Below are 24,718 nucleotides of genomic sequence, written 5' to 3' on the forward strand. Positions count from 1 at the left end.
ATTTATTTGTAATCTCATCTGCCCATTAAAGTTTGCCTTCACCGCCGAACTCCCGTTTTTTGTGGGACTCGCTAAACGACGTGCCATCCTTGGGCGGTGGCGCGTGAAAGTGCCCGCACTCCCATCAATCGACATACGTCACATACCTCGCCATCAGGTTTGGCCGCTGAAACGTGTCGATGTTGTTCACGCGTTGATGCATCTCCCTGACTACCTGTTTGAACTTTGCATCGTCCATGTCGATCCAGAAACGCGGGTTGCGGCCGGTGAGGCGGTCGTATTCGGCGGTGGTGGGGTCGAGGTGGCGGTATTCCTCGTATTGCGGCAGGTCGGGCAGGGGGCGGCTGACGTCCATGTAGTTCTGGATGAAATCCCACAGGGCGCACGCGGGTTGAGTCTCGGGGCCGGGGCAGAGCAGCGCGCCGAAGTTGATCATGATGTTGCGGTAGCGATGGGCGAGGTAGAGCACATTCATCGGCATGCCCTGACTGTCCGGGGACGTGGCGATGTAGGCGTCGAACTCGTAGAAGGGTGCGGTGAGTTCACCGATGGTGCCGTTCTTTTTATATTCACCGTTGTTTTTGTAGTCGAAGACGGTGACCAGCCCGGTGCGGCGGTTGAGTTCCCAGAGCGGGCCTCGGGAGGGTTTTAGCCAGAGGCTGGGGAAGTGTTTTATGACGATTGAGCCGATTGCCCAGCATAGAAGTGGTACGCCGAGAAACCAGGAGTAGTACTCGATAAATGAGTTCTTAGTGAATTCCCACCAACTTTCATCTACCAACAAAGTTAATGAGATGTGTCCGGGAATGCTAAATATAAAACATATGTAAAAAATCCATTTGCCCAAAAGATTCATGTATAACCAGAAGTGGGAACTGGCGGGAAGAAGTGTGTACCTGAAGCACTCATGATTATCCCTTATGTGAAAGTCTATAAGTTCGTATAGGGCCGGTGCGTAGGCGCTTGTGGTGAAATTTTCTTCACGCTTTTTCTTGAGGTCGTCATGAAGACGAAGTTTTTTTGGTGTGAATTTTTCAAGGATGTTTACAGGTATCAGTTCATCCGCATTACCCCAAGGCAGTCTGATTTTGGCGAAACGCATTATCCACGGACGTCCAGCCGAGGGTTCTTGTTGCGGGACTTCATTCGCCCCGTAAGCAGCCTTGGCGTACCACGATTGATCAGTCATGAATCACTATTCCGCGATTTATTTGTAATCTCATCTGCCCAGAAAAGTTTACCCTCACCGTCAAATGTTGGTTTTTTGTGGAACTCGCTAAATGGTGTGCCATCCTTTGGTGGTGGAGCAGGAAAGTACCAGATTTGATTTTTCTGTTCTAGTACACATTGTGCTCTTACTTGCCACTGTTGTGAGGTGCCAGATAATCCTGTTACCAAATCGAAGGCGTAATTAGATGGGGTTTCGAAAAACAGTTCCAGTCCCTGCGGTAACAGCCTTTGTGCTTTAGGTTGGGCAAGTTGGCTGTTGAGCAGCTTTGTGAACGGCACGGTTTCGCTTTTAATGCGACCGCCTCTGACTTCAAATGTGTTGAGCCGGCAGTGGGCGTTGATGTTGAACGTACCTAAATTTGAAACTAAACCCGGTAAGTTACTTTCAATTCGAATGCAGGTGTTGGATGAGGTCACCTGAAACGGCGTTTTAGCGTGAATGTCCATTTTGGCATTGGGGATGAATTCGGGGTTGGAGCCCACGTTAATCCGGATATCGGCGAACAAACTGATCAGGTAATAAAAGCCGCTCTGCGGATCTAGTAGATGCGCATTGCCCGAATGAACTTGCGTGCCGAAAGGGCCGTTGACCAGCCATTCCTCGATAGGTTTGTCGGTCAGCCACCATGCAGTTCCGGCGCCGATCACGATCAATATCAGCGCTAGCCACCCTGCCGGGCCAAGACCAAGGAAGGTGACGGTGGTGACGATCATGCCGCTGAGAGCGCTGACGGCTCCACCCATTGCCATCATCAAATATGCCCAACTGGCGTCATCGCCCCATCTGTAGGCATACCAGGCGTCTGTCAGGCAAATGGCGGCAAGAATTAATCCAGAACCTATTTGAGCAAATATTCGCCCGGTAAACTCCTTGGCTAAATACTCTGCCGCTAGAGCACCTAAGGTTTTTTCTGCAGCGTCCTTTGAAATAGTAAAAAGAACCTTGCGGCCAACCGCTAAAACGGATTCGGTTCCCGCAAGTTTTACCGTCAGCATTTCCAGCGCAATAACTAGATCTACACCCGCTCCGAATCCAGATAAAAGTATTCGGAATACTCCCTTCTCCCGTCTCACCTGCTCCGCCGCCGCCCACTCCGTCCTGACATTCCAAACCTCCAGCATCAAAACCCCAGCCGCAAAAGGCAACGAGCCCAACACGCGATGTACCCTGCTGTTCCGCAACGCCCCATGCTCATCCACCCCCCGCTGCAACGCGCCTTTCACTCTCGCGTCATCCGCCCCCCGCGCCTCCACATCCTCTTTTTGCACGGCATTAATCCGCTGATTCAGTTCACTCAGACTCCGCACCGTCGAATGCCCCACCGGCATCACCAATAATTTGTAATGAGCCATGCGAGAAGCGCTCGGCGTCTCGAACACGTCCGCAGCGTTCCCCGCCTTCAACGGTCGTCCCTGAGCATCCAGGTATTCCCCCATCAGCCGCCGTGGTCGCTGATCTCCGGCCGGCACGTCGGACAAGCCGAAGAGGTAATACCGCTGCGGATCAGCGTCACGGCGATTGATGAAATGCATTTCGCCAAAGGTCTTGGGCATCAAACTGCGCAGCAACCCCACGCCAAGACCGTGCAGGTAGGCGCTGGTGGGGGCGTGTACGATCTGGGTTTTCATCGCGCCGCTGGCGGTTTCAACGGCGCCCGCGAGATTTTCATAAATGCTGACCAGCGTGCTGGCCGCCGCTTTCGATTGGCCAGTCAGTGTGCTGTTCAGGCTGCCGCTGGCCAGTAATCCTTCCAGCAAGTGCCCGTCGAGGTGTTCGAGCTGCGGGTAGTAAGGCCCCGGGTCGGTCTCGAATTCGGCGAGGTGTTCGGCGCGTAAACGGCCATCGCCCTCGTTAAGCATTTTCTCTGTGGGCGGCACATAAGGCGCCGCCAGCGCGGCTTCATCAACGGCCGGCCAAAGCATCCCGTGCAGTGGATGCGCCGGGTCGTGGGCGATGTCGTTGAGCAATGTCTGGCCGATACTGGCCTGCGGGCTGTAGAGGCTCAGTCCGGTCAGCGCGTTGGTGACATCGCCATTTTTAGCCAGCGGATCGAGTTGTGCCGGCACGGTCGCCAGGCTGGCGAACACCTGGCTGACGGCAAACAACGCGGCGAGGTAGTCAAAGCCCTCCAGGCTCAAATGATCGGCCAGGGTTTGCTGGGTGACCGGTTGTTGCAGGCACTCGGCGAGCAGCGCCTGCGCGCTGTTCAGTTGCTGCCAGAGCAGCGCGCGTTCTGCGGTGGCGGTGAAGCGGTTGATGTCGCGGCGGCCGGCCTCTTTCACCTTGTCGAAGCAGGCGTGCAACGGATTTTTCTGGCCACCGATGCTCGCTGGCACGATCAGTTGCTGAACCATGACCGCGCTGGCGTGGTGCGGGTGCAGGCTGGCGCGCTCGGCATGCCGCGCCAGCAGTTGCTGTTGTTGCTGGATCTGCGAAACCAGATGCCGCACGCGGTAGCGCGGGTCTTCCAGCAGCACGCCGCACACGCGTCGTTGCCGAGCCGCTTGCAGTACGTCGACGACAGAAGGCTGGGGCTGCCAGAGATCCGTTTCATCGGCGCTCGGCGGGTTACCGCGCAATTGATCCAGCAACGTGGTGAGGCAATCGGCCCACGCGCTGCTTTCGAACGTTTCAGGCAGCGTAGGTGTGGCGCCTTGCTCCCACTGATCAAGACAGGCCTGGGCCTCGGTTTTACGCTGCGCCGCGAATTGCCCCGAGAGGTCGCAAACGTAGCGGCCCGGATGCTCAAAAACGTATTCGAAACCGCTTTGGCGTGCCCGTTGCGGGGCGATCAGCGCGACGGGAAAGGCCCGCTCGGCCAGGTTGCGCCAAGTAATGCTGGCTTTCGTCGCCGCATCGGACGCTTGTGCATTCCACGCGTCGAAGCGACTGAAAGTCTCTAGCATCGCCGCACCATCGGGTTTCTCCTCGAATAGCCGTTCAAACGTCTGGCTCTCGCACAGCAGCGTTGGGCTCTGACACCGCAGAGCGCGCAACGCAGGATCTTCCTCAAGCCGCTTGATGCGCGCGGCGCTGAGCTGGATTTCGCTGAAACACATTTGCACGGCTTCGGCGGGTTGATTGTTCCAGGTCGCGGGCAGCCAGATCTCGCTGAGATCGACACCACTGGCTTGTCGGTAATCGCTGCTGAATTCCTGGTTCTGGCGATAGGCCTGTAGGTCGATATCGCGGTAAGTCGTGAGTTCGCCGTCTTGCTGCACTTCCAGTTCGCGCCAAAGACGATCACGGTAAAACACATAGACGTAACCACTGCGACACAGCACCGGCGTGCCGAGGTCGTAGTGGCTACGAGTGCCGGGCAGGGCGGAGAACGGCAGGGTCGGCACGATCTGATTGCACTGCACTTCCAGTTGGCGCGGAGTGACACGCAAGTCTTCCAGCAACGGCAGGCGAATGGGCGGGCCTTGGCGAGTAGCAATTTCCAGCCACAACTGATGCTTGAGCCGTGCCGACCAATCCCACACAAACAATTCGCTGTGAACGCTGGTCAAGCGGTCTGTTTCGCGTACGGCTTCATCGGTCAGGGCCAGAAGAGGTTCGACGCCGGATTGATCGACGATCAGCAGGCGCTGGTTATTGCCATGTGCCGTGCCAATTACTTGAACAATCAGCTTGTCGCGTTCGCAGCCGGGGCCTCCGGTCAACTTCCCCAGGCGCGTCATGACTGGGCCTGCGTGCAATGGGCGCTCAGGAAGGCGCTGATCGCGTCGCTGTCGTCGATGCCCTGAGTCAGGGCTTGCGCCATCAACTGCGCCGCCTGCACATAGGAGTGCTGTGGATGTTGCCGCCACCAGCGATAGAGAAACTGTTCATTGCGCTGGCGCGTCAGGGCCTCTTCCTGGGCGGCGCTCAGCACCATGGCCCGGTTTGTGCGTTCGATGTGCCAGTCGTTGGCGTGGAGGTTGTTCAGTTGCTGCCAGCCAGACTCGCCTGTCGCTTGAGTGGCCCATGTCGCACCGAACCAACGCAGTTCGTTGATCGGACCGAGCCACAGGCTGAGGTCTTGCGCGGTACACGCGGCAAAAAAATAACTGGCGACGGTCGGGTTGCTGTAGCGCAGCACGCCTTTGCGTTGCTGGTCGAAGTTGACGAACAGGATCTGCCGCAAATGCGCGAGAACCGAGGACATGTCACACGCACTTTCAATCAGCAGCCCGGGCCATTGCGCCGGGGTCTGCTCGATGGCCTGAGTGAGTATTGACTGGTTGTCGAGACGGACCAGCAGTGGGCTGTGTTCGGCAAAACCGTTGAGTGACGTGCCGGCGAACAGCTTCTGGGTGTCGGGATGTGTCGTCAGGCGATAGAGCGTTTCGAGTTGCGCAGCAGGGCGCTCGAGCAAAATCCAGGTATTCATGAGCGAGCTCCATTGCCCAAGGCTTTGCGGCATTGACAGTCGCTCAGCGGGCAGTCCATCGGCGTACCGCCGTTGGGCATCTGGCACAGTTCAATCAACGCTTCGTCGCCGAGCAGTTGCTTGAGGAGTGCGGTTGAAACGGTGTCGGGGAGAGGTGGTTCGCTCGCGTCGAGCGCCACCGGTGCGGCCGCCATCAGCGGCATTGGTGCCCCTCCTTGCTCAACCGGCACGCTGCTGAAAATGCCTGTCGCATTGATCGTGATCCAGCCGCCACCGGCCTGAATCGTGACGCTGGTGCCGCCGTCGATAACGATGCGCTGGTCGGCGCTGACGTGGACTTGCTGTTGAGCGCTCAACCGATGGTTGGTGGTGCGAATATGCCGGTCGCCATGCACCGTCAGGTGGTCGTCTTGTCTGATTTCCGTCTGTCGGTTGCCGTGGGTGATGTGTTGTTCTTCTGCGTGCAGTTCATGCCGGGCATTGCCGCCGACTACGACGCTGCACTGGTTGTCGACTTGCACCCGCTGGTCGTTCAGCACGTGTTGGACGAAATCGCGTTGGGCGCGGATGGAAATTTCCTCGGACCCCTTGCGATCTTCCACGCGCAGTTCGTTGAAGCCTCCGCCACCAGGGCTGCTTTGGGTCTTGAAGGTGCTGCGAGTGTGTTCGGCGGGAAGGTCGAGCGCAGGGCGATTGGTGCCATTGGGCAGGCAGCCGACGATCAACGGGTTATCCGGGTCGCCCTGATAAAAACTGACGAGCACTTCCATACCGACGCGGGGGATCAGCACGCTGCCATAACGGTCGTGAGCCCAGCCGCTGGCAACGCGCACCCAGCAACTGGAATGATCGTTGTGGTCGCCATCGCGGTCCCACGGGAACTGAACACGGACACGGCCATATTCGTCGCAGTGGATTTCTTCGCCGGGCGGGCCGCAGACCACGGCGCTTTGGTAGCCAGTGATGGTTTTTTTGCGGTGCACGAGCGAGGGGCGGAAAGGGGTATCCCATGGGGTCGCGAGAAAGGTGTTGCGGTAGCCTTGGGAAAAGCCGTCGCTCGGGATGCTGGTAACCGACTCTTCAAGCACTTGCGGTTGTTTCGCGGTGTGGATGACTTCGGTCAGCAACCACAGGTCGTTCCATTCCTGGCGTGGGTGGCCGGTCAAGGACAGGAAGTGGCCACTGAGCAACATGGGCTGGTCGCTGCGTCCGGTGGCTTGCCGATAATCGCTGCGGTGCCGTTCAAGTGCTCGTCGGGCGCGCTGATTGCCGTGTTCGCGGTCGGTGAATTGGCCGGGAAATCCGTAGTCTTCGAGTCGCAACGGCGAAGGATCTTTCGCAGTGCTCTCCAGTTGCAGCAAAGGCTTTTCAAAGTCGTAGTCGCGACGGGTCACGGCAGTGGGGCGGGTGTTGAACGAGAGGGTGAACGCGTTGATCACTTGCTCATCAGCGACCATCCCGCTGTCCTGAAGGTAGCTGGTGGGGCGGTGCAGCCTGGGGAAGACGGTCTGATCATCGCCGAACACCAGCACATGCCCCGCGCGGCTGTGCTCGAAGTGGTAGTGCAGGCCCTCTTCTTCGCACAGTCGCTGCAGGAAATGCAGGCAACTCTCGTCGTACTGGACGCAATAGTCTCGTGGGCGGTAGTCCGTACCGAGGGCAAATCGATAGCCATTGCGCAGGATGCCGTGGCTTTCCAGAACCTGGGCGATGATCTGCGGCACGCTGAGTTTCTGGAATATTTTCTGCTCGAAACGGTGGCCCAGCCAGGCAAGGCTGGGCATCAGGCTGATCTGGTATTGCGTCAGGCGTTTGCCGGAGTCGCCCTGGCCGACGCTGTAGATCTGGCCATGAATGCCGCTGCCGTGACGGTCAAAACCGAGAAAGGCCAGACGATGCAGAAGGCTTTCCAGGTCGAGGTCGGGGCGTTCACTGACCAGTGTCAAATCAAAGCGAAAGGGCTGGCTGATAGCTTCCTTGCCAGTGAACTCAAGGACCTGCAGGTCGTGTTCGAACCCCTCGATGTCCAGGAAGAAAGAGGCTTGGTTGGCAGGGCTGAACATCACACGTCCCTTGTGCTGATTTAGAAGGGCGGGACTGTGAATGAGTGAAAGTGCGTTGAATGCCGGGCAATTCTGTTTCTGTTGTAGGACTAGTCCTTTGCCGTGTGGGATTTTTCTGGAGAAAGTGCCTTGTGTTTGCGCCTGTAAACGCGCAATCAAGGCGTATTCAGTCCGCCAGACGGGCTGCCGTCACAGCCTGATTACGTTATACTCGCCGGCTTTCAAAAGTTCGCCAACGAGTGCTGCCCGTCATGGAAATCAATCCGATCCTGAACACCATCAAGGACCTGTCCGAGCGCTCCGAAACTATTCGGGGGTATCTTTGACTACGATCAAAAGCATGAGCGTCTGACTGAAGTCAATCGCGAGCTTGAAGATCCGAGTGTCTGGAACAAACCTGAATACGCCCAGGAACTGGGCCGTGAGCGCTCGGCGCTGGCGCAGATCGTCGATACCCTCGACGAACTGAACGCCGGTCTGGCCGATTGCCGCGACTTGCTGGACATGGCCGTCGAAGAAAACGACGAAGGCGCAGTGGGCGATGTCGTCGCCGAACTGGCCCGTCTCGAGGAAAACCTCGCCAAGCTCGAATTCCGCCGCATGTTCAGCCATGAAATGGACCCGAACAACGCCTACCTGGACATCCAGGCCGGTTCCGGTGGCACCGAGGCCCAGGACTGGGCCAACATCCTGCTGCGCATGTACCTGCGCTGGGCTGACAAACGCGGTTTCGACGCGACCATCATGGAACTGTCGGCCGGTGAAGTCGCCGGTATCAAAGGCGCGACCGTGCACATCAAGGGCGAATACGCCTTTGGCTGGTTGCGCACCGAGATCGGCGTACACCGTCTGGTGCGCAAGAGTCCGTTCGACTCCGGCAACCGTCGTCACACCTCGTTCTCTGCGGTTTTCGTCTCGCCAGAGATCGACGACAAAGTGGAAATCGAAATCAACCCGGCAGACCTGCGGATCGACACCTATCGTTCCTCCGGTGCCGGTGGTCAGCACGTAAACACCACCGACTCGGCCGTACGTATCACCCACGTACCGACCAACACCGTGGTCAGCTGCCAGAACGAACGTTCCCAGCACGCCAACAAGGACACCGCCATGAAAATGCTGCGGGCCAAGTTGTACGAGCAGGAGATGCAGAAACGCAACGCGGCGTCCCAGGCGCTGGAAGACACCAAGTCCGACATCGGCTGGGGTCACCAGATCCGCTCGTACGTGCTTGATGCCTCGCGCATCAAGGATCTTCGCACCAACATCGAACGCAGCGACTGCGACAAGGTGCTCGATGGCGACATCGATGAGTACCTGGAAGCCAGCCTGAAATCGGGGCTTTAAGAAATAAGCTGCAGGATCGCTGATTCAACACGATCCCTGTAGGAGTGGGCCTGCCCGCGATCCCCAGCCGCAGGCTGGGGGCAACGAACCTGTGATGGAAAATTTAAAGACATGAGCGACCAACAACTCGATCCGCAAGCCCTGCAACAGGAAGAAAACTCCCTGATCGCCCTGCGCAAGGAAAAGCTTGCTGCCGAGCGCGCCAAGGGCAACGCTTTCCCGAACGACTTCCGCCGCGAAAACTACTGCGAAGAACTGCAGAAGAAGTACGCGGACAAGACCAAGGAAGAGCTGGCAGAGGCTGCAATCCCGGTCAAGGTTGCCGGTCGCATCATGCTCAACCGTGGCTCGTTCATGGTGATTCAGGACATGACCGGCCGCATCCAGGTCTACGTCAACCGTAAAACCCTGTCCGAAGAAACCCTGGCCGCGGTGAAAACCTGGGACATGGGCGACATCATTGCCGCCGTCGGCACCCTGGCCCGTTCCGGCAAAGGCGACCTGTACGTTGAAATGACCGAAGTGCGCCTGCTGACCAAGTCGCTGCGCCCACTTCCGGACAAGCACCACGGCCTGACCGACACCGAACAGCGCTACCGTCAGCGTTACGTTGACCTGATTGTCAACGAAGACGTGCGCCAGACATTCCGCGTGCGTTCGCAAGTGATCGCGCACATCCGCAGCTTCCTGATGAAGCGCGACTTCCTCGAAGTCGAAACGCCGATGCTGCAGACCATCCCGGGCGGCGCCGCAGCCAAACCGTTTGAAACCCACCACAACGCGCTGGACATGGAAATGTTCCTGCGTATCGCCCCCGAGCTGTACCTCAAGCGTCTGGTGGTAGGCGGTTTCGAGAAAGTGTTCGAGATCAACCGCAACTTCCGTAACGAAGGCGTTTCGACTCGTCACAACCCTGAATTCACCATGTTGGAGTTCTACCAGGCTTACGCCGACTACGAAGACAACATGGACCTGACCGAAGAACTGTTCCGCGAACTGGCGCAGCTGGTTCTGGGCAGCACCGACGTGCCGTACGGCGACAAGGTGTTCCACTTCGGCGAGCCGTTCGTGCGCCTGTCGGTGTTCGACTCGATCCTCAAGTACAACCCTGAGCTGACCGCCGATGACCTGAACGACATCGACAAGGCGCGCGCCATCGCCAAGAAGGCCGGCGCCAAGGTGCTGGGCTTCGAAGGTCTGGGCAAGCTGCAAGTGATGATTTTCGAAGAACTGGTCGAGCATAAACTCGAGCAGCCGCACTTCATCACTCAGTACCCGTTCGAAGTGTCGCCACTGGCCCGTCGCAACGATGACAACCCGAACGTCACCGACCGTTTCGAGCTGTTCATCGGCGGCCGTGAGATCGCCAACGCCTATTCCGAGTTGAACGACGCGGAAGACCAGGCCGAGCGCTTCATGGCGCAGGTGGCGGACAAGGACGCCGGCGACGACGAAGCCATGCACTACGACGCCGACTTCGTGCGCGCGCTGGAGTACGGCATGCCGCCAACTGCCGGTGAAGGTATCGGCATCGACCGTCTGGTGATGTTGCTGACCAACTCGCCGTCGATCCGCGATGTGATCCTGTTCCCGCACATGCGACCGCAAGCGTAAACGTTTCAGTTAAAAAGCCGCCTAAAACAGGCGGCTTTTTATTGCCTGTCTGGTACAAATGTATCAATTGGTTACTTTTGAAATAGCAGAGGAAGTCCTGTCGTGATGGTTGCAATCGCTCAAGAAGGTGCAGCGGGTATCGCCACTGCGGTCGCTGAAAGTGTTCAGTACCAGGGCCGTAAGGCCAGCCGACAGGGCAGCGAACAGCGTCGCCAGGATATTCTCGATGCGGCGATGCGCATCGTCGTGCGTGACGGTGTGCGCGCCGTGCGTCACCGCGCCGTGGCCGCCGAGGCCGGTGTGCCGCTGTCGGCGACCACGTACTACTTCAAGGACATCGATGACCTGCTCACCGATACCTTCGCTCAATACGTCGAACGCAGTGCGGCTTACATGGCCAAGCTGTGGATCAACAACGAAGGTCTGTTGCGTGAAATGGTCGTCAGCGGTGACGGCAGCCCCGAGTCGCGCTCACAACTGGCGGATGATATTGCGCGGCTGATGGCCGATTACGTGCATCGGCAACTGGTTAATCGTCGCGAGCATCTGATGGCCGAACAGGCCTTCCGTCAGGAAGCGCTGCTCAACCCGCGTCTGGCGATTCTGGTGCGCTCCCATCAGCAGATTCTGTTACAAGGCACCTGCCAGTTGTTCCAGGTATTGGGCTCGCGTGAACCGCAGCAGGATGCCAAGGTGTTGACGGCGATTATCGGACGGATGGAATATCAGGGCCTGCTCAACGACGCCGAGCCATTGGACGAACAAGACATGCTCGGCATTCTGACGCGGTATATGCACCTCGTACTCGCGTCAGTCTGATTGGCTGCTGCATCACCCTGTGGGAGCGAGCCTGCTCGCGAAAGCGGTGTGTCAGGCAACACAGATGTTGAATGTCAGACCGTATTCGCGAGCAGGCTCGCTCCCACAGGGGACTGTAGTGATGTTCAGGGTGGTACGTTCATAGGGAGTGTTGAATGAAAGCCTGGCGTGGCGTGCTGATCGCCTTGTCGTTCCTGCTGCTCAGTGGCTGTCTGGTGACGTTCAGAGAGCCGCTGCCCGCCAGTGATCCGGCGCCCAAGGGCCTGCTCGGCAAGTGGTCGAGCATCAATGCCTGGGGCGAGCCGATGAACCTTGAACTGACCCGCGTCGGTAACGATCGCTATCAGGCCGTCACGTACTTCAAGGCCAAACCCCGCGAACGCGAAGCCTATCCGTTCACCGTGTCGCGCCATGGCAGCCGTTGGTATCTGTCAGCGAAAGTGCCGGCCCGCTACGGTGGCCATTACACCATCGCCGGGTTCGAACTCACCGACAAGCACGAACTGGTGGTGTACAACCTCGATCTCGAACAGATCAATCAAACGATCCAGCAAAAAGCCCTCGACGGTCGGTCCTTCCAGACCGACGATGGCGACGGCGTGGAGGTCGACAGCAGCCTCGACAAGGTCTTCGCTTACCTCGATGATCCGGCTAATTCCGATGTTTTTGTTGAAGCGGCGCGCTATCAGCGCCAGGCTCGCGCCAAATAATTCACAGGTCAGGTTTTCTACAGGAGTTTCGGGTGGACGATTACCAGCAGTCGATACGCATATTGTCTGATCGCATCGTGCTGGCGCAGACGCCGATCCGCGTCCTCGATGCCGTCAAGTGGGACGAGAACATCCGCAAGGGCTTTCTCAAGGGCAAGGGCAAGGAAATGCCGGCGGTGGATCGCGACTACTACCTCAATCGGCCGCTGTCGTTCGATTCAAGCAAGGTCAAACTGGAATTCCAGAACATCGAGCGCGACATCACCCGCCAACTCGGCCAGTTCAACCCGGTCGGCCAGATCATGCGGCGCATGTGCAAGGAATACCGCATGGTGGTGCGCATGCTCGAAGCGCGCGGCACCGAGGATTTCGGCCTGATCTCGCAAGAGCTGTACGGCGCCGCGTCCGATGCGTTTCACGCCGGTGATCCGACCCTGGCCGACCTCGGCCTGATGATGTCCGACTATCTGAACAACATCGATGGCCGTGGCGATCTGAAGGACGAGCCGAAAATCCTCACCGCCAAAGATGCCGTGCATCTGTTGCAAACCCGCCTGAACAAGGTGTTCGGCGAGGCCGAGGAAACCATCCGCGTGTTCGAGTCCGACGGCATCGTTGCCGACGCGGCGGCGGGCGCCGACTACATCAAGATCCGCACCGATGCGCTGTTCAACGACCGCGATGTGCGCGCGCTGGAGGTCCACGAAGGCCTGGTCCACGTCGGCACCACACTCAACGGTCTGAACCAGCCGATCTGCACCTTCCTGTCCAAGGGCCCGCCCTCGTCGACGGTGACTCAGGAAGGCTTGGCGATTCTGATGGAAATCATCACCTTCGCCTCCTACCCGAGCCGCTTGCGCAAACTGACCAACCGTACCCGCGCCATCCACATGGTCGAGGAGGGCGCGGACTTCTTGCAGGTGTTCGAGTTCTTCCGCGAACAGGGCTTCGAAATGGCGGAAAGCTACGGCAACGCCAGTCGGGTTTTCCGTGGATCGACGCCGACCGGTCTGCCATTCACCAAAGACTTGTCCTACCTCAAGGGCTTCATCATGGTTTACAACTACATTCAGTTGGCCGTGCGTAAGGGCAAGCTTGAGCAGATCCCGCTGTTGTTCTGCGGCAAGACCACGCTGGAAGACATGCGTACCCTGCGTCAGTTGGTCGATGAGGGGCTTGTCGTGCCGCCGAAGTATCTGCCGGACCAGTTCCGCGACCTGAACGCGTTGTCGGCGTGGATGTGTTTCTCCAACTTCCTCAACCATTTGAGCCTGGACCGGATCGAAGCGGATTACTCCAATATCCTTTAACCCAAACACAATCCCCTGTGGGAGCTGCGGTTCGACGATTCGACTTGCCAGCGATTGCATTCTGTCAGTCAAAATTGATGTTGGCTGACCCACCGCCATCGCTGGCAAGCCAGCTCCCACAGGGTTATTTGTTTTTCTCTGAATCGTTTGTTTGCCAATTTCCTTCGCGAGGTTTCACCGGATGAGAATCCTCGGCATTCTTTGCCTGCTCCTGACCCTCAGCGGTTGCAGTTCGCTGTTGTTCTACCCCGAGCCTGGGCAGATTTTCACCCCGGAAAAAGCCAAACTCGAATACCGCACCGTTACCCTGACAACGGCGGACGGTTTGAAGCTCAACGCCTGGTGGCTACCGGCCAAACCGGGTGTGGAAGTCAAAGGCACGGTCCTGCACCTGCACGGCAACGGCGGCAATTTGCCGATGCACTTGGGTGGCAGTTGGTGGTTGCCGAAAAACGGCTATCAAGTGCTGCTGGTGGACTATCGCGGTTATGGCTTGTCCGAGGGTGAGCCTAGCCTGCCGGCGATTTATCAGGACATCGACGCCGCGTTCGCCTGGCTCGACAAGGCCCCTGAGGTCAAAGGCAAGCCGTTGATCCTGCTCGGCCAAAGCCTTGGCGGCGCGATGGCCGTGCATTGGCTGGTGCAGCATCCAGAGCGGCAGAAGCAGCTCAAAGCCTTGGTCCTCGACGGCGTGCCCGCCAGTTACCGCAGCGTCGGCCAATATGCCCTTAGCACCTCGTGGCTGACCTGGCCGTTTCAGGTACCGCTGTCGTGGCTGGTGCCGGATGGCGACAGTGCGATCAACTCGATGCCGCAGCTCAATGGCGTGCCCAAACTGATCTTCCACAGCATCGATGATCCACTGGTGCCGCTTTCCAATGGCATCCGCTTGTATCAAGCTGCGCCGCCGCCGCGTGTGCTGCAATTGACCCGTGGCGGTCATGTGCAGACTTTCGGCGACCCGATCTGGCGCCAGGTGATGCTGCGTTACCTCGACGATCCCGAGCACTTCAACGGCTTGCGCCGCCTCGGCGAAATCCCCTATTACCCGACACCCCCGAATGCTGAAGACGAGAGTCCGCAATGACTGAAGAACGTAACGCCATCCCACTGATCATCACCGGTATCTGCAGCATCCTCGGCACCGTCGGGGCGCTGTGGTACTACGGTTACCTGCATTTCGCCAAGCCTGAGGATGCGTTGCTGCTCAACGAATTCACCATGCTCAAGACGGTGCCGGGTGAGGACTACAAGGTTTCGCTCGACCCGGCACCGCAAGTGGCGCAGTGCATCGATGGCGTGCTGGTGTTGTTCGATACCGAGCAAAAGGGTTTGACCGGTGTACTGATCAATGCGCAGAAAAAAGCCGTGCGTTGCATGGGCGAAGAGACCCCGCAGAAGCTGCAAGAGTGATTCTGCAGGTTCAGCCCTCACCCTGACCCTCTCCCTCGGGAGAGGGGACTGACCGAGCTGTCTTTCGAGTTACGCCGACCTGAAAGAGAGTGTCGACTATGGATTCGGCAAAACACTCCCAGGTCGACGCAGCTATTGAGCATCCCCCATTCGGCTCCCTCTCCCTCGGGAGAGGGCTGGGGTGAGGGGCCGCGATTTCAGCTCCCACAAAAAAGCCCCGCCTGATCACTCAGGCGGGGCTTTTACATTACCGAGTAATGCTTAGTTCGAGCTGACAGCCGAACGTGGCATCACAGGCTGGTTGTCGTTGGAAATGGTCACTTCCACACGACGATTCATCGCACGGCCCGAAGCGCTGCCATTCTCGGCAACCGGATATTCCTTGCCGTAGCCTTGAGTGACGATACGCGCTGGATCAACACCCATTTTCACCAGCGCAGTGCGCACGGAGTTGGCGCGACGCTCGGACAGCGACTGGTTGTGGCTGGCGGTACCGGTGCTGTCGGTGTAACCCTCGACGATCACTTTGCGATCAGGGTTTTCCTGGAGGAATTGCGCCAGTTTGTTGATGTTCACCAGACCGCTGGATTTCAGGTCGGCACGGTCGGTGGCGAACAGCACGTCACCGAAAGTCACCAGCGTACCGCGATCGGTCTGCTTGGCGTTGAGGCTGTCCTGCAGCTGTTTGATCTGCTGATCACGAGCGTCCAGACGGGCCTGGGCACGTTGCGCTGCGGCGTTCTTCAGGTTGTTTTCAGCGGTGCGCAGAGCGATGGTCTGCTTGGCTACTTCCACACGCTGGTTCGTCAGGTAGGCCAGTTGGTCAACCTTGGCGGCGTCTTGCTTGTCCAGATAAGCCTTGTCGGCCTTGTCCAGATAATCGCTGGCGTCTTTGGTTTCCAGAGCGGCTACTTTGCTCGCTTGCGGGTTGGCTTGCAGGCCGGCGTAGTTGGTGCGTGCCTGTTCCAGATTCGGGTTAGGCGGGGTGGAGCAGGCAGCCAGGGCAACGCTTGCAGCCAGGAGAGCGGGGATCATCAGTTGCTTACGCATAATTTGTCGTCCTTTCTATCAATAAAAGTTTCAGCTTTGCGGTCGGGATGCGCGCTTACTGCACTGGGCGCTGACTTTCCTGACGCAGTTCCTGAACACCTTTCTGGGAATCCTTCACAGCCAGTTCGGCCTTGGCGGCTTGAGCCTTGCGTTCGGCTACACGAGCGTCCCACTCGGCCTGTTCGGACAGGCGACGGGCCTCGTCATACTTCTTGTCGTGCATGGCGATTTCGGCTTGTTTCAATTTGTCCTGCGCTTGCTTCATCTCGACTGCGGCGAACTCGGTACCACCGGCGCTGACCGCACTGTTGACCGCCGATTGGGTCACAGCGTACTGCTCGGTTGGTGGGTTACCGGCGCAACCGGCCAGTACGAAGCTGGTGCCGATTGCCAGGGCCGCCAGTTTCAGACCGCGCAGGTGGGTAAACGAGGTTTGGTTTTTCATGGTCTTCAACTCCATTAGGCATCTCCTGAAAACATCTAAATCCATCCTGGTCGAGGAGCCGAAAGCGTCGTGTGAAAGCGCGTTTTTGAAACGCTCGTTCCAGGAGTGGTTACAGCTTCCGACCGGAGGCGATTTTCAAAAGTTCAGAAAAGATGGCCTATCGCCAAAAAAAACTTTGACCGAATGGACAAGGCTCTAAAGCGGGAACTTTGACGGTTTGGAGTGGTACGCGCGGGGGAATACGACGTAGTGCTACAGGAAAAATAAAGCCCCTGTGGGAGCTGGCTTGCCAGCGATGGGGCCACCGGATTCAACGCATCTTTGACTGAAGTGGCGCTATCGCGGGCAAGCCCGCTCCCACAGGTTTAACGCAATTTCGGATCAGTGTTTCTGTTTGCCGTCTGCGGCCGAGAGGTCATGTAAATGTCGGCGCGACAACGCCAGAAACCGCGGCGTCGGCCCGACGTCTTCATACAACGGATCACCTTCCTCATCCGTCGCCACCACGGTCGACCCCTTCACGTACGGCAGGCTCGCTTCGAACTCTTCAAGCGCGGCGCCAATCAGTTCGCCGAGCAGCTCTTCGGGGTGGCGTTTGGGGTACATCTCGGCAATCGCCGCCAGGCGCGCAGCCGCTTCGACATCCAGATGAATCGTGTAGCCAGTGTCGGTCAGGCGACCCTTGGCGTTTTCTTCCCAATGCTGGGCGAGCTCACGAATTTTCATAAAAACCTCATGTCGCGCCTGCGGGTGGCAGGCCTTGGTGAGTGTCCGGCCGGGGCCGGCGGCAAGCCGTTGTGCGGCTTACTGTTGAGACTAGCTTTCGGTGACAAGGTTTAAAGTCCCTTCGTCGGCCGGCTTGTAAGAAGCGGCGCAGAGCGGCACTCTCTAGGCCATGCACTCGTTTCTAGGCCGCCCGGATTACCGCTGGAGAACTGCTGATGACCGATATTGATGCACGCTTGCGCGAAGATGTTCACCTGCTCGGAGAGCTGCTGGGCAACACCATTCGAGACCAGTACGGCGAGGACTTTCTCGACAAGATCGAGCAGATTCGCAAGGGCGCCAAGGCCGATCGCCGCGGCTCGATGGACGCCGAACTGAGCGCCAGCCTCAATCAATTGAGCGAAGACGAATTGCTCCCGGTGGCGCGGGCGTTTAACCAGTTTTTGAATCTGGCGAACATCGCCGAGCAGTATCAATTGATCCATCGTCGCGAAGAGTCGCAGCCGGCGCCGTTCGAATCCCGTGTCCTGCCGGAATTGCTTGCGCGCTTGCGTAACGAAGGCCACAGCGCCGAGTCGTTGGCCCGGCAACTGGCGCGACTGGAAATCGAGCTGGTGCTGACCGCGCACCCGACCGAAGTGGCGCGCCGCACGCTGATCCAGAAGTACGACGCGATCGCCGCGCAACTTGCCGCACAGGATCATCGCGACCTGACCACGGCCGAACGCGAGCAGATCCAGAACACCTTGCAACGGCTGATCGCCGAAGCCTGGCACACCGAAGAAATTCGCCGCACGCGACCGACGCCGGTAGACGAAGCCAAGTGGGGTTTTGCGGTGATCGAGCATTCGCTGTGGCAGGCGATTCCCAACCACATGCGCAAGGCCGACCAAGCGCTGCATGCCGCGACCGGCCTGCGTTTGCCATTGGAGGCCGCACCGATTCGCTTTGCCTCGTGGATGGGCGGCGACCGTGACGGCAATCCCAATGTCACCGCCGCGGTGACTCGCGAAGTGCTGTTGCTGGCGCGCTGGATGGCCGCCGATTTGTACCTTCGCGATGTCGATCACCTCGCCGCCGAACTGTCGATGCAACAGGCCAGCGATGCGCTGAAAGCCAAGGCTGGCGACAGTGCCGAGCCGTATCGCGCAGTGCTCAAGCAATTGCGTGAACGCCTGCGCGCCACGCGCAACTGGGCGCATGCTTCATTGACGGCGACAACGCCGGCGCCTGCCGATGTATTGCACAACAATCGCGATCTGCTCGATCCGCTGGAGCTGTGCTTCAACTCGCTGCACGAGTGCGGCATGGGCGTGATCGCTGACGGGCCGCTGCTCGATTGTCTGCGCCGGGCGGTGACGTTCGGCTTGTTCCTTGTGCGTCTCGATGTGCGCCAGGACTCATCGCGGCACAGCGCGGCGATGACGGAAATCACCGATTATCTGGGCCTCGGTCGTTACGAAGACTGGGACGAAGACGCCCGCATTGCCTTTCTGAGTCGAGAGTTGGCCAATCGTCGCCCATTGCTTCCAGCGCATTTCAAACCCTCCGCCGACACGGCGGAAGTGCTCAACACCTGCAAGGAAATCGCCGCCGCACCGGGTGCCTCGCTGGGTTCCTACGTGATCTCCATGGCCGGCGCGGCTTCCGATGTGCTGGCCGTGCAGCTGCTGCTCAAAGAGGCCGGTGTACTGCGGCCGATGCGTGTGGTGCCGCTGTTCGAAACCCTCGCCGACCTCGATAACGCCGGCCCGGTGATCGAGCGGCTGTTGCTGTTGCCGGGTTACCGCGTGCGGCTGCAAGGCCCGCAGGAAGTGATGATCGGTTATTCCGACTCGGCCAAGGACGCCGGCACGACCGCAGCGGCATGGGCGCAATACCGCGCGCAGGAACGGCTGGTGGAAATCTGCCGCGAGCAGCAAGTCGAGCTGCTGTTGTTCCACGGTCGCGGTGGCACTGTGGGGCGTGGCGGTGGTCCGGCCCACGCTGCGATCCTGTCGCAGCCACCGGGTTCGGTGGCAGGACGGTTCCGCACCACCGAGCAAGGGGAAATGATTCGATTCAAATTCGGCCTGCCGGACATCGCCGAGCAAAACCTCAATCTTTACCTCGCGGCGGTGCTTGAAGCGACGTTGCTGCCACCACCGCCGCCTACGCCCGAGTGGCGTCATCTGATGGACGAATTGGCCGCCGACGGCGTCAGCGCTTATCGTCAGGTGGTGCGGGAAAATCCGCAGTTCGTCGAGTATTTCCGCCAGTCCACGCCGGAGCAGGAGCTGGGTCGTTTACCGCTCGGCAGTCGTCCCGCCAAGCGGCGTGCCGGCGGCATCGAGAGCCTGCGGGCGATTCCGTGGATTTTCGGCTGGACGCAAACGCGCCTGATGCTGCCCGCCTGGCTCGGCTGGGAAACCGCGTTGAGCAAGGCATTGGCGCGCGGGGAGGGCGAACTGCTCGGGCAGATGCGCGAACAGTGGCCGTTTTTCCGCACGCGCATCGACATGCTGGAAATGGTGCTGGCCAAGGCAGACGCCGATATTGCGCTGTCTTATGACCAACGTCTGGTCGAGCCGGCGTTGCTGCCGTTGGGCGCGCACTTACGCGACCTATTGTCGCAGGCGTGCACGGTGGTGCTTGGCCTGACCGGTCAGTCGCAACTGCTGGCACATAGCCCCGATACCTTGGAATTCATCCGTCTGCGCAACACCTACCTCGACCCGCTTCATCTATTGCAGGCCGAGTTGCTGGCTCGTTCGCGGCAGCAGAATGTCGAGCAGGGCAGCCCCGTGGAACAGGCGCTGCTGGTGTCTGTGGCGGGGATTGCCGCCGGTTTGCGAAATACCGGCTAAGGTTTTTGCTGTGGCGCGCGGCACCCGCAGTCAACCTCGGGTGCCGCTTCGCGTTGAGGGGGAATGTGCCGCAAGGCGACAGTTAATGATGGGGTTGCGACTTGGGTCACCTTGTAGCGGGGGCTCGGCGGGCGTCGGTTTCTCCGACTTTTGGCGTCTTGTGTGGGCGCAGCCTGCTGTGTATCTTGATCAGCCTTTGGCCGTTTGTGCGGCCACGACCCGTATTTTTCAGGATTCGTCCCAAGTGGCGAGTCCTTTGTTTTGTAAAAGCTTTTTATAAAAAAATTGAGGAGCACATCTAATGCGCGTCATTCTGCTGGGAGCTCCCGGGGCCGGTAAAGGTACTCAGGCTAAGTTCATCACCGAAAAATTCGGCATTCCGCAAATCTCCACCGGTGACATGCTGCGTGCAGCGGTCAAGGCCGGTACTCCGCTGGGCGTTCAAGCCAAGAGCATCATGGATGCCGGCGGCCTGGTGTCGGATGACCTGATCATCGCACTGGTCCAGGATCGTATCGCCCAGCCAGACTGCGCCAACGGTTTCCTGTTCGACGGCTTCCCGCGCACCATTCCGCAGGCTGAAGCACTGGTCACTGCCGGTGTCGAGCTGGACGCCGTGGTCGAAATCGCCGTTGAAGACGAAGAAATCGTTCAGCGTATCGCCGGTCGTCGTGTGCACGAGGCCAGCGGCCGCGTTTACCACATCGTCTACAACCCGCCGAAAATCGCTGGCAAAGACGACATCACCGGCGATGAGCTGGTACAGCGCAAGGACGACACGGAAGAAACCGTGCGTCATCGCCTGTCGGTCTACCACTCGCAGACCAAGCCGCTGGTGGATTTCTACCAGAAGCTGTCGGCTGCCAACGGCAAGCCGAAGTACAGCCACATTCCTGGCGTCGGTTCGGTCGAAGCGATCACCGCCAAGGTGCTTGAAGCGCTGAGCTGAAAAAGCTGATCGGCTGCATCATCCACGGCCCGCTTGCGGGCCGTAGTTGTTTATACTGACGCACTTTTTTCCCCACCCTGTTCTGGATACATCGATGAGTACCTTGCTGGCCCTGGACACCGCGACTGAAGCTTGCTCCGTTGCTTTGCTGCATGACGGCAAGGTCACGAGCCATTACGAGGTGATCCCGCGCCTGCATGCGCAGAAGTTGTTGCCGATGATCCAGCAACTGCTGGCCGACGCCGGCACCACGCTGCAAGCGGTGGATGCGATTGCTTTCGGTCGCGGCCCGGGCGCGTTCACGGGTGTGCGGATCGCCATTGGTGTGGTGCAGGGTCTGGCGTTCGCGCTGGATCGTCCGGTGTTGCCGGTGTCCAATCTGGCGGTGCTCGCGCAGCGGGCATTTCGTGAGCATGGCGTGAGTCAGGTCGCGGCCGCGATCGATGCGCGCATGGATGAAGTGTATTGGGGTTGCTACCGCGAGACGGCTGGCGAAATGCGTCTGGTCGGCGCCGAAGCGGTGTTGCCGCCGGAAGTTGCCGCGCTGCCGACCGATGCCAGCGGCGACTGGTTTGGTGCGGGCACTGGTTGGGGCTACGGTGAACGCATCGCCGTCAACCTGACCGGCTCCGATGCCGGCATGCTGCCCCACGCTGAAGACTTGCTGACCCTGGCGCGTTTTGCCTGGGAGCGCGGCGAGTCGATTCCCGCGGATGATGCGCAGCCGGTTTACCTGCGCGACAAAGTCGCCACCCCCAAAGCCCGCTGATTCACCCGGATCCTTGCTGTTCACTTGTGGCGAGGGGATTTATCCCCGATGGAGTGCGCAGCGCTCCCTCTGCATTCCTCCAGTGAAACTGCATTATCAGCATGCTGCGCAGCCGGTCGGGGATGAATCCCCTCACCACAAAAAGCCTCCACAAGCTTTTCCCTGAATAAATGCCTTTTCCAAATTCTGCCAATCGTCAGTTTCAAACCCCGCGCTTTAAACCTTTTGCGCTTTATGTGTTCTAGTTATCACTCGGCGGTTTGCTAAGTCGGTCAAGTGCCGCTAAATTGCCATCATCGATACCGAGCATGAATTTATGCGTATAGACGGCCTCTCCTCTCAGTCCTACCCGATCAAGCGCAAGCCTCGCAAAGGCAATCCGGCGCTGGATGAATCCGTCGACGATATCGATGGCGAGGTGGAATTCCCGACTGAAGAGCAACTGGCCGCCCGCGCTGCCAAAGCCTCTGCCCAACGCCTGTCCAATCTGCCTGCCCGTCAGCAAGACATGATTTATCACCGCGCGATGAAAAAGAGCGTAGCCATGGCCCTCGCCAGCTACCTGAGCACCGCCGGTTTTGTCGATTGGGATGCAGACGTGCTGGGCCTCGATCTGTACATCTGATGGATCTGCCTTACTACCTCGGTTGTCCGTCCTGGAGCGAAAACGCCTGGCGCGAGTATCTGTACCCGCAAGACGCCAAAACCTCCGACTTCCTGGGCCTCTACTGCCAGGTGTTCAACGCCGTTGAAGGCAATACCACTTTCTACGCCAGTCCTTCGCCGGCCACCGTGCAGCGTTGGGCCGAAATCATGCCTGCGCATTTTCGCTTTACCGCCAAGTTTCCCGGTGACATCAGCCACAGTGGCGACTTGCGCGATCAACTGACCGCCGCCGACACCTTTGTGCAATTGCTCAAACCCCTCGGCGAGCGTGTAGCGCCGCTGTGGCTGCAACTGTCGAAAAGCTTCACGCCGCATCGGCTGCCGGAGCTGGCGGCGTTCATCGATGCGCTGGATTACCCGTTGGCGGTCGAAGTGCGGCATGAACAGTTCTTCGCCAAGGGCGAGAGCGAGCGGCTGCTCAATCGCCTGCTGCTGGACCGTGGCGTCGAGCGTATCTGCCTCGATCCGCGTGCGCTGTTCAGTTGCCTGTCGACCGAGTCTTCGGTGATCCACGCACAATCGAAAAAGCCGCGGGTGCCGACGCGTCCGGCGGCGTTCACGCAGTTCCCGCAAGTGCGCTTCATCGGTCATCCCGAGCTTGAAGCCAACGATCCATTCCTGGTGCCGTGGGTGGCGAAAATCGCCGAGTGGATCGAAGAGGGCCGCACGCCCTACATCTTCCTGCACACCGCCGACAACCTGTTGGCGGCGAAGCTGGCGCAACGATTTCACGCACAACTGATGCAACGTTTGCCTGGCCTGCCATCTCTGCCTGAGCTATACAGAGAACCCGCCGCGGAGCAACTTGGCCTGCTCTGAGGCGAACTCGTTTTTCTGCCCGGGAGCCTGCCGATGGATGCCACTGCCCTTCAAGAACAAGTCCGTAAAGCCCAAGCCTTCAAAGCCCTGCATGAGCGCCCGGGGATTTTCGTCATTCCCAATCCGTGGGATGCCGGCTCGGCGAAGATGCTCGCCAGTCTGGGGTATCAGGCATTGGCGACCACCAGCGCCGGTTATGCGTTTTCCCAGGGCAAGGCCGATGGAGCCTTGAGTCTCGATGACACCTTGGCCAACGTCCGCGCGATTGTCGCGGCGACCGATTTGCCGGTGGCGGTGGATCTGGAAAACGGTTTCGCCGATGACCCGGCCGAGTGCGCGAAGAGTTTGCTGCGGGCAGCAGAGGCGGGTGCGGTGGGCGGTTCGATCGAGGACGCCACGGGGCGTGCAGACGCGCCGATCTATTGCTTCGAACACGCCGTGGCGCGCATCGAAGCGGCCGTTGCCGCTGTGCGTACGCTGCCATTTCCATTCCTGCTGACCGCCCGCGCGGAGAACTATCTGCACGGCAATCCTGACATCAACGACACTATCCGTCGCTTGCAGGCTTTCGCCGAGGCCGGGGCCGACGTGCTATATGCGCCAGGTTTGCGCAGTGCTGAAGAAGTCCTGGCAGTGGTGCGCGCGGTAGCGCCAAAACCGGTCAACGTGTTGATGTCCGGCGGGCTGAAGCTGACCGTGCAGCAACTCGAGGAAATGGGCGTACGGCGCATTAGCACCGGTTCGGCGCTGGCGCTCGCGGCGTTCGGTGAGTTCTTCCGCGCCGCCGAAGAAATTCAGCAGTCCGGCACTTTCGGCTTCACTTCAAAGTCGATGCCGTACGCCAAGGCCAACCAGTTTTTCAAAGGCTGAGCATGGCGCGGTGGATTGCGCTGGTCGTTCTGCTGATGTTTGGCGCTGCCATGGTCAGTGTCTGGCGCGGCTGGCTGGAAGTGCCGCCGCAGTGGAATCCGTGGGCGCCGCTGGATGTGAAAGCGTCGCCCAACTGGCTGACCGGTTACAAGCTGATGCGTTTACGCAGCGACCCCGAACTCTGCGCCCAGGCACTGCGCAGCTCGGCGTTGCGCGTGACGCCGCAGTCCGACAGCCCGGATGCCAAGTGTCCGCTGATCGGCGCCTTGCGCGTGCAGGGCGGCGAAGTGGCGCTCAGCAGCAGCTTCCTCGCCAGTTGCCCGCTGGCAGTCGCCTACACTCTGTTCGAACGCCATACCCTGCAACCCGCCGCACAGTCCGTTTACGGCGAGAAAGTCGTGCGCCTCGATCACCTCGGCAGCTTCGCCTGCCGCAATATCTACAACCGCGAAAGCGGCGCACTGAGTCGTCATGCCAGTGCCGATGCGTTGGATATCGCTGGCTTTCGGCTGGCGGATGGCCGAACCATCAGCGTGCTCAAGGACTGGCCCAAGCAGAATCAGGACGCGCAGTTTCTCCGCAGGGTGCGCGACGGCGCCTGCGAGGCGTTCAGTGTGGTGTTGAGTCCGGATTACAACGCTGCCCATCGCAATCATTTTCATGTCGATGTCGGGCGCTGGAGCGTGTGTCGCTGAG

21 protein-coding genes are annotated in these 24,718 nt (G+C 59.2%); 14 read left to right on the forward strand and 7 right to left on the reverse strand.

Annotated elements, in window-relative coordinates:
- Nucleotides 1-124: 124 nt before the first annotated feature.
- Genes KI231_RS05665 through KI231_RS05680 form a run of 4 tightly spaced genes read right to left on the reverse strand, consistent with a single transcriptional unit; the run spans nt 125 to nt 7,669 of the window.
- Nucleotides 125-1,189: a hypothetical protein gene (locus KI231_RS05665; RefSeq protein WP_249412101.1), complete on the reverse strand. Its 1,065-nt coding sequence runs from the start codon at nt 1,187-1,189 to the stop codon at nt 125-127.
- A complete protein-coding gene (locus KI231_RS05670) occupies nt 1,186-4,914 on the reverse strand; it encodes a toxin VasX (RefSeq protein ID WP_213027672.1) in 3,729 nt (1,242 codons plus the stop codon). The genes KI231_RS05665 and KI231_RS05670 overlap by 4 nt, the downstream gene beginning before the upstream one ends.
- Nucleotides 4,911-5,606, reverse strand: coding sequence for a DUF4123 domain-containing protein (locus KI231_RS05675; RefSeq protein WP_213027673.1), 696 nt, complete (start codon nt 5,604-5,606; stop codon nt 4,911-4,913). The genes KI231_RS05670 and KI231_RS05675 overlap by 4 nt, the downstream gene beginning before the upstream one ends.
- Nucleotides 5,603-7,669, reverse strand: coding sequence for a type VI secretion system Vgr family protein (locus KI231_RS05680; protein ID WP_213027674.1), 2,067 nt, complete (start codon nt 7,667-7,669; stop codon nt 5,603-5,605). Before KI231_RS05680 ends, KI231_RS05675 begins: the two co-directional genes overlap by 4 nt.
- A gap of 251 nt (nt 7,670-7,920) precedes the next feature.
- Here KI231_RS05680 and prfB point away from each other — a divergent pair.
- The 7 genes from prfB (at nt 7,921) to KI231_RS05715 (ending at nt 14,882) form a co-directional block, all read left to right on the forward strand.
- Nucleotides 7,921-9,016 (forward strand): peptide chain release factor 2 gene (gene prfB / locus KI231_RS05685; RefSeq protein WP_098967418.1). Its coding sequence is split into 2 segments (ribosomal slippage): nt 7,921-7,992 and nt 7,994-9,016, totalling 1,095 coding nucleotides; the frame shifts between segments, so codons are not numbered across the junction.
- A gap of 111 nt (nt 9,017-9,127) precedes the next feature.
- Entirely contained in the window at nt 9,128-10,630 is a 1,503-nt protein-coding gene (gene lysS, locus KI231_RS05690; protein ID WP_213027675.1) for a lysine--tRNA ligase, read from the forward strand.
- 105 nt (nt 10,631-10,735) lie between these two features.
- On the forward strand, nt 10,736-11,449 hold the full coding sequence (locus KI231_RS05695; protein ID WP_103303071.1) for a TetR/AcrR family transcriptional regulator: 714 nt from the start codon (nt 10,736-10,738) through the stop codon (nt 11,447-11,449).
- Between the two features lie 155 nt (nt 11,450-11,604).
- Nucleotides 11,605-12,159: a hypothetical protein gene (locus KI231_RS05700; protein ID WP_213027676.1), complete on the forward strand. Its 555-nt coding sequence runs from the start codon at nt 11,605-11,607 to the stop codon at nt 12,157-12,159.
- A gap of 32 nt (nt 12,160-12,191) precedes the next feature.
- Nucleotides 12,192-13,469: a flavohemoglobin expression-modulating QEGLA motif protein gene (locus tag KI231_RS05705; protein WP_103303069.1), complete on the forward strand. Its 1,278-nt coding sequence runs from the start codon at nt 12,192-12,194 to the stop codon at nt 13,467-13,469.
- Nucleotides 13,470-13,650: 181 nt separating this feature from the next.
- Nucleotides 13,651-14,556: an alpha/beta hydrolase gene (locus KI231_RS05710; RefSeq protein WP_213027677.1), complete on the forward strand. Its 906-nt coding sequence runs from the start codon at nt 13,651-13,653 to the stop codon at nt 14,554-14,556.
- Nucleotides 14,553-14,882 (forward strand): PA3694 family proteiin, encoded by a 330-nt coding sequence (locus KI231_RS05715; protein WP_194933264.1) that lies wholly within the window; start codon nt 14,553-14,555, stop codon nt 14,880-14,882. The genes KI231_RS05710 and KI231_RS05715 overlap by 4 nt, the downstream gene beginning before the upstream one ends.
- 261 nt (nt 14,883-15,143) lie before the next feature.
- On the opposite strand, the gene lptF is transcribed toward KI231_RS05715, so the two are convergent.
- From lptF to KI231_RS05730, 3 genes are all read right to left on the reverse strand, one after another.
- Nucleotides 15,144-15,932 (reverse strand): lipotoxin F family OmpA-related lipoprotein LptF, encoded by a 789-nt coding sequence (gene lptF / locus KI231_RS05720; protein ID WP_016983302.1) that lies wholly within the window; start codon nt 15,930-15,932, stop codon nt 15,144-15,146.
- A 55-nt stretch (nt 15,933-15,987) separates the two neighbouring features.
- Nucleotides 15,988-16,392 carry a DUF4398 domain-containing protein gene (locus KI231_RS05725; RefSeq protein WP_103303066.1) on the reverse strand — a complete coding sequence of 135 codons (405 nt, stop codon included), beginning with the start codon at nt 16,390-16,392 and terminating at the stop codon, nt 15,988-15,990.
- Between the two features lie 366 nt (nt 16,393-16,758).
- Nucleotides 16,759-17,103, reverse strand: coding sequence for a pilin assembly protein (locus tag KI231_RS05730; protein WP_103303065.1), 345 nt, complete (start codon nt 17,101-17,103; stop codon nt 16,759-16,761).
- Between the two features lie 215 nt (nt 17,104-17,318).
- Here KI231_RS05730 and ppc point away from each other — a divergent pair, with 215 nt between their 5' ends.
- The 7 genes from ppc (at nt 17,319) to KI231_RS05765 (ending at nt 24,717) form a co-directional block, all read left to right on the forward strand.
- Nucleotides 17,319-19,949: a phosphoenolpyruvate carboxylase gene (gene ppc, locus KI231_RS05735; RefSeq protein WP_213027678.1), complete on the forward strand. Its 2,631-nt coding sequence runs from the start codon at nt 17,319-17,321 to the stop codon at nt 19,947-19,949.
- 301 nt (nt 19,950-20,250) lie between these two features.
- Nucleotides 20,251-20,898, forward strand: a complete 648-nt coding sequence (gene adk / locus KI231_RS05740; protein WP_103303063.1) for an adenylate kinase — start codon at nt 20,251-20,253, stop codon at nt 20,896-20,898.
- 94 nt (nt 20,899-20,992) lie between these two features.
- Nucleotides 20,993-21,667: a tRNA (adenosine(37)-N6)-threonylcarbamoyltransferase complex dimerization subunit type 1 TsaB gene (tsaB, locus tag KI231_RS05745; protein WP_103303062.1), complete on the forward strand. Its 675-nt coding sequence runs from the start codon at nt 20,993-20,995 to the stop codon at nt 21,665-21,667.
- 316 nt (nt 21,668-21,983) lie between these two features.
- The gene (locus KI231_RS05750; RefSeq protein ID WP_103303061.1) at nt 21,984-22,292 is read left to right on the forward strand and encodes a hypothetical protein; all 309 of its coding nucleotides are present in this window, start codon (nt 21,984-21,986) and stop codon (nt 22,290-22,292) included.
- Nucleotides 22,292-23,152, forward strand: a complete 861-nt coding sequence (locus tag KI231_RS05755) for a DUF72 domain-containing protein (RefSeq protein WP_213027679.1) — start codon at nt 22,292-22,294, stop codon at nt 23,150-23,152. The genes KI231_RS05750 and KI231_RS05755 overlap by 1 nt, the downstream gene beginning before the upstream one ends.
- 33 nt (nt 23,153-23,185) lie before the next feature.
- On the forward strand, nt 23,186-24,022 hold the full coding sequence (locus KI231_RS05760) for an isocitrate lyase/PEP mutase family protein (protein WP_213027680.1): 837 nt from the start codon (nt 23,186-23,188) through the stop codon (nt 24,020-24,022).
- Between the two features lie 2 nt (nt 24,023-24,024).
- Nucleotides 24,025-24,717 carry an extensin-like domain-containing protein gene (locus KI231_RS05765; RefSeq protein ID WP_213027681.1) on the forward strand — a complete coding sequence of 231 codons (693 nt, stop codon included), beginning with the start codon at nt 24,025-24,027 and terminating at the stop codon, nt 24,715-24,717.
- The last annotated feature ends 1 nt before the right edge of the window (nt 24,718 follow it).

The sequence above is a fragment of the Pseudomonas sp. Seg1 genome (assembly GCF_018326005.1).
In the GTDB taxonomy this organism is placed as follows: domain Bacteria; phylum Pseudomonadota; class Gammaproteobacteria; order Pseudomonadales; family Pseudomonadaceae; genus Aquipseudomonas.

Bases quoted from the DNA above. Each gene is read 5' to 3' on its own strand.
- ppc (WP_213027678.1), top strand. From the start codon at position 17,319: ATGACCGATATTGATGCACGCTTGCGCGAAGATGTTCACCTGCTCGGA.
- KI231_RS05765 (WP_213027681.1), top strand. From the start codon at position 24,025: ATGGCGCGGTGGATTGCGCTGGTCGTTCTGCTGATGTTTGGCGCTGCC.
- KI231_RS05750 (WP_103303061.1), top strand. From the start codon at position 21,984: ATGCGTATAGACGGCCTCTCCTCTCAGTCCTACCCGATCAAGCGCAAG.
- KI231_RS05755 (WP_213027679.1), top strand. From the start codon at position 22,292: ATGGATCTGCCTTACTACCTCGGTTGTCCGTCCTGGAGCGAAAACGCC.
- adk (WP_103303063.1), top strand. From the start codon at position 20,251: ATGCGCGTCATTCTGCTGGGAGCTCCCGGGGCCGGTAAAGGTACTCAG.
- lysS (WP_213027675.1), top strand. From the start codon at position 9,128: ATGAGCGACCAACAACTCGATCCGCAAGCCCTGCAACAGGAAGAAAAC.
- KI231_RS05675 (WP_213027673.1), bottom strand. From the start codon at position 5,606: ATGAATACCTGGATTTTGCTCGAGCGCCCTGCTGCGCAACTCGAAACG.
- KI231_RS05710 (WP_213027677.1), top strand. From the start codon at position 13,651: ATGAGAATCCTCGGCATTCTTTGCCTGCTCCTGACCCTCAGCGGTTGC.
- KI231_RS05730 (WP_103303065.1), bottom strand. From the start codon at position 17,103: ATGAAAATTCGTGAGCTCGCCCAGCATTGGGAAGAAAACGCCAAGGGT.
- KI231_RS05725 (WP_103303066.1), bottom strand. From the start codon at position 16,392: ATGGAGTTGAAGACCATGAAAAACCAAACCTCGTTTACCCACCTGCGC.
- KI231_RS05695 (WP_103303071.1), top strand. From the start codon at position 10,736: ATGGTTGCAATCGCTCAAGAAGGTGCAGCGGGTATCGCCACTGCGGTC.
- KI231_RS05715 (WP_194933264.1), top strand. From the start codon at position 14,553: ATGACTGAAGAACGTAACGCCATCCCACTGATCATCACCGGTATCTGC.
- KI231_RS05680 (WP_213027674.1), bottom strand. From the start codon at position 7,669: ATGTTCAGCCCTGCCAACCAAGCCTCTTTCTTCCTGGACATCGAGGGG.
- KI231_RS05760 (WP_213027680.1), top strand. From the start codon at position 23,186: ATGGATGCCACTGCCCTTCAAGAACAAGTCCGTAAAGCCCAAGCCTTC.
- tsaB (WP_103303062.1), top strand. From the start codon at position 20,993: ATGAGTACCTTGCTGGCCCTGGACACCGCGACTGAAGCTTGCTCCGTT.
- KI231_RS05700 (WP_213027676.1), top strand. From the start codon at position 11,605: ATGAAAGCCTGGCGTGGCGTGCTGATCGCCTTGTCGTTCCTGCTGCTC.
- KI231_RS05665 (WP_249412101.1), bottom strand. From the start codon at position 1,189: ATGACTGATCAATCGTGGTACGCCAAGGCTGCTTACGGGGCGAATGAA.
- KI231_RS05670 (WP_213027672.1), bottom strand. From the start codon at position 4,914: ATGACGCGCCTGGGGAAGTTGACCGGAGGCCCCGGCTGCGAACGCGAC.
- lptF (WP_016983302.1), bottom strand. From the start codon at position 15,932: ATGCGTAAGCAACTGATGATCCCCGCTCTCCTGGCTGCAAGCGTTGCC.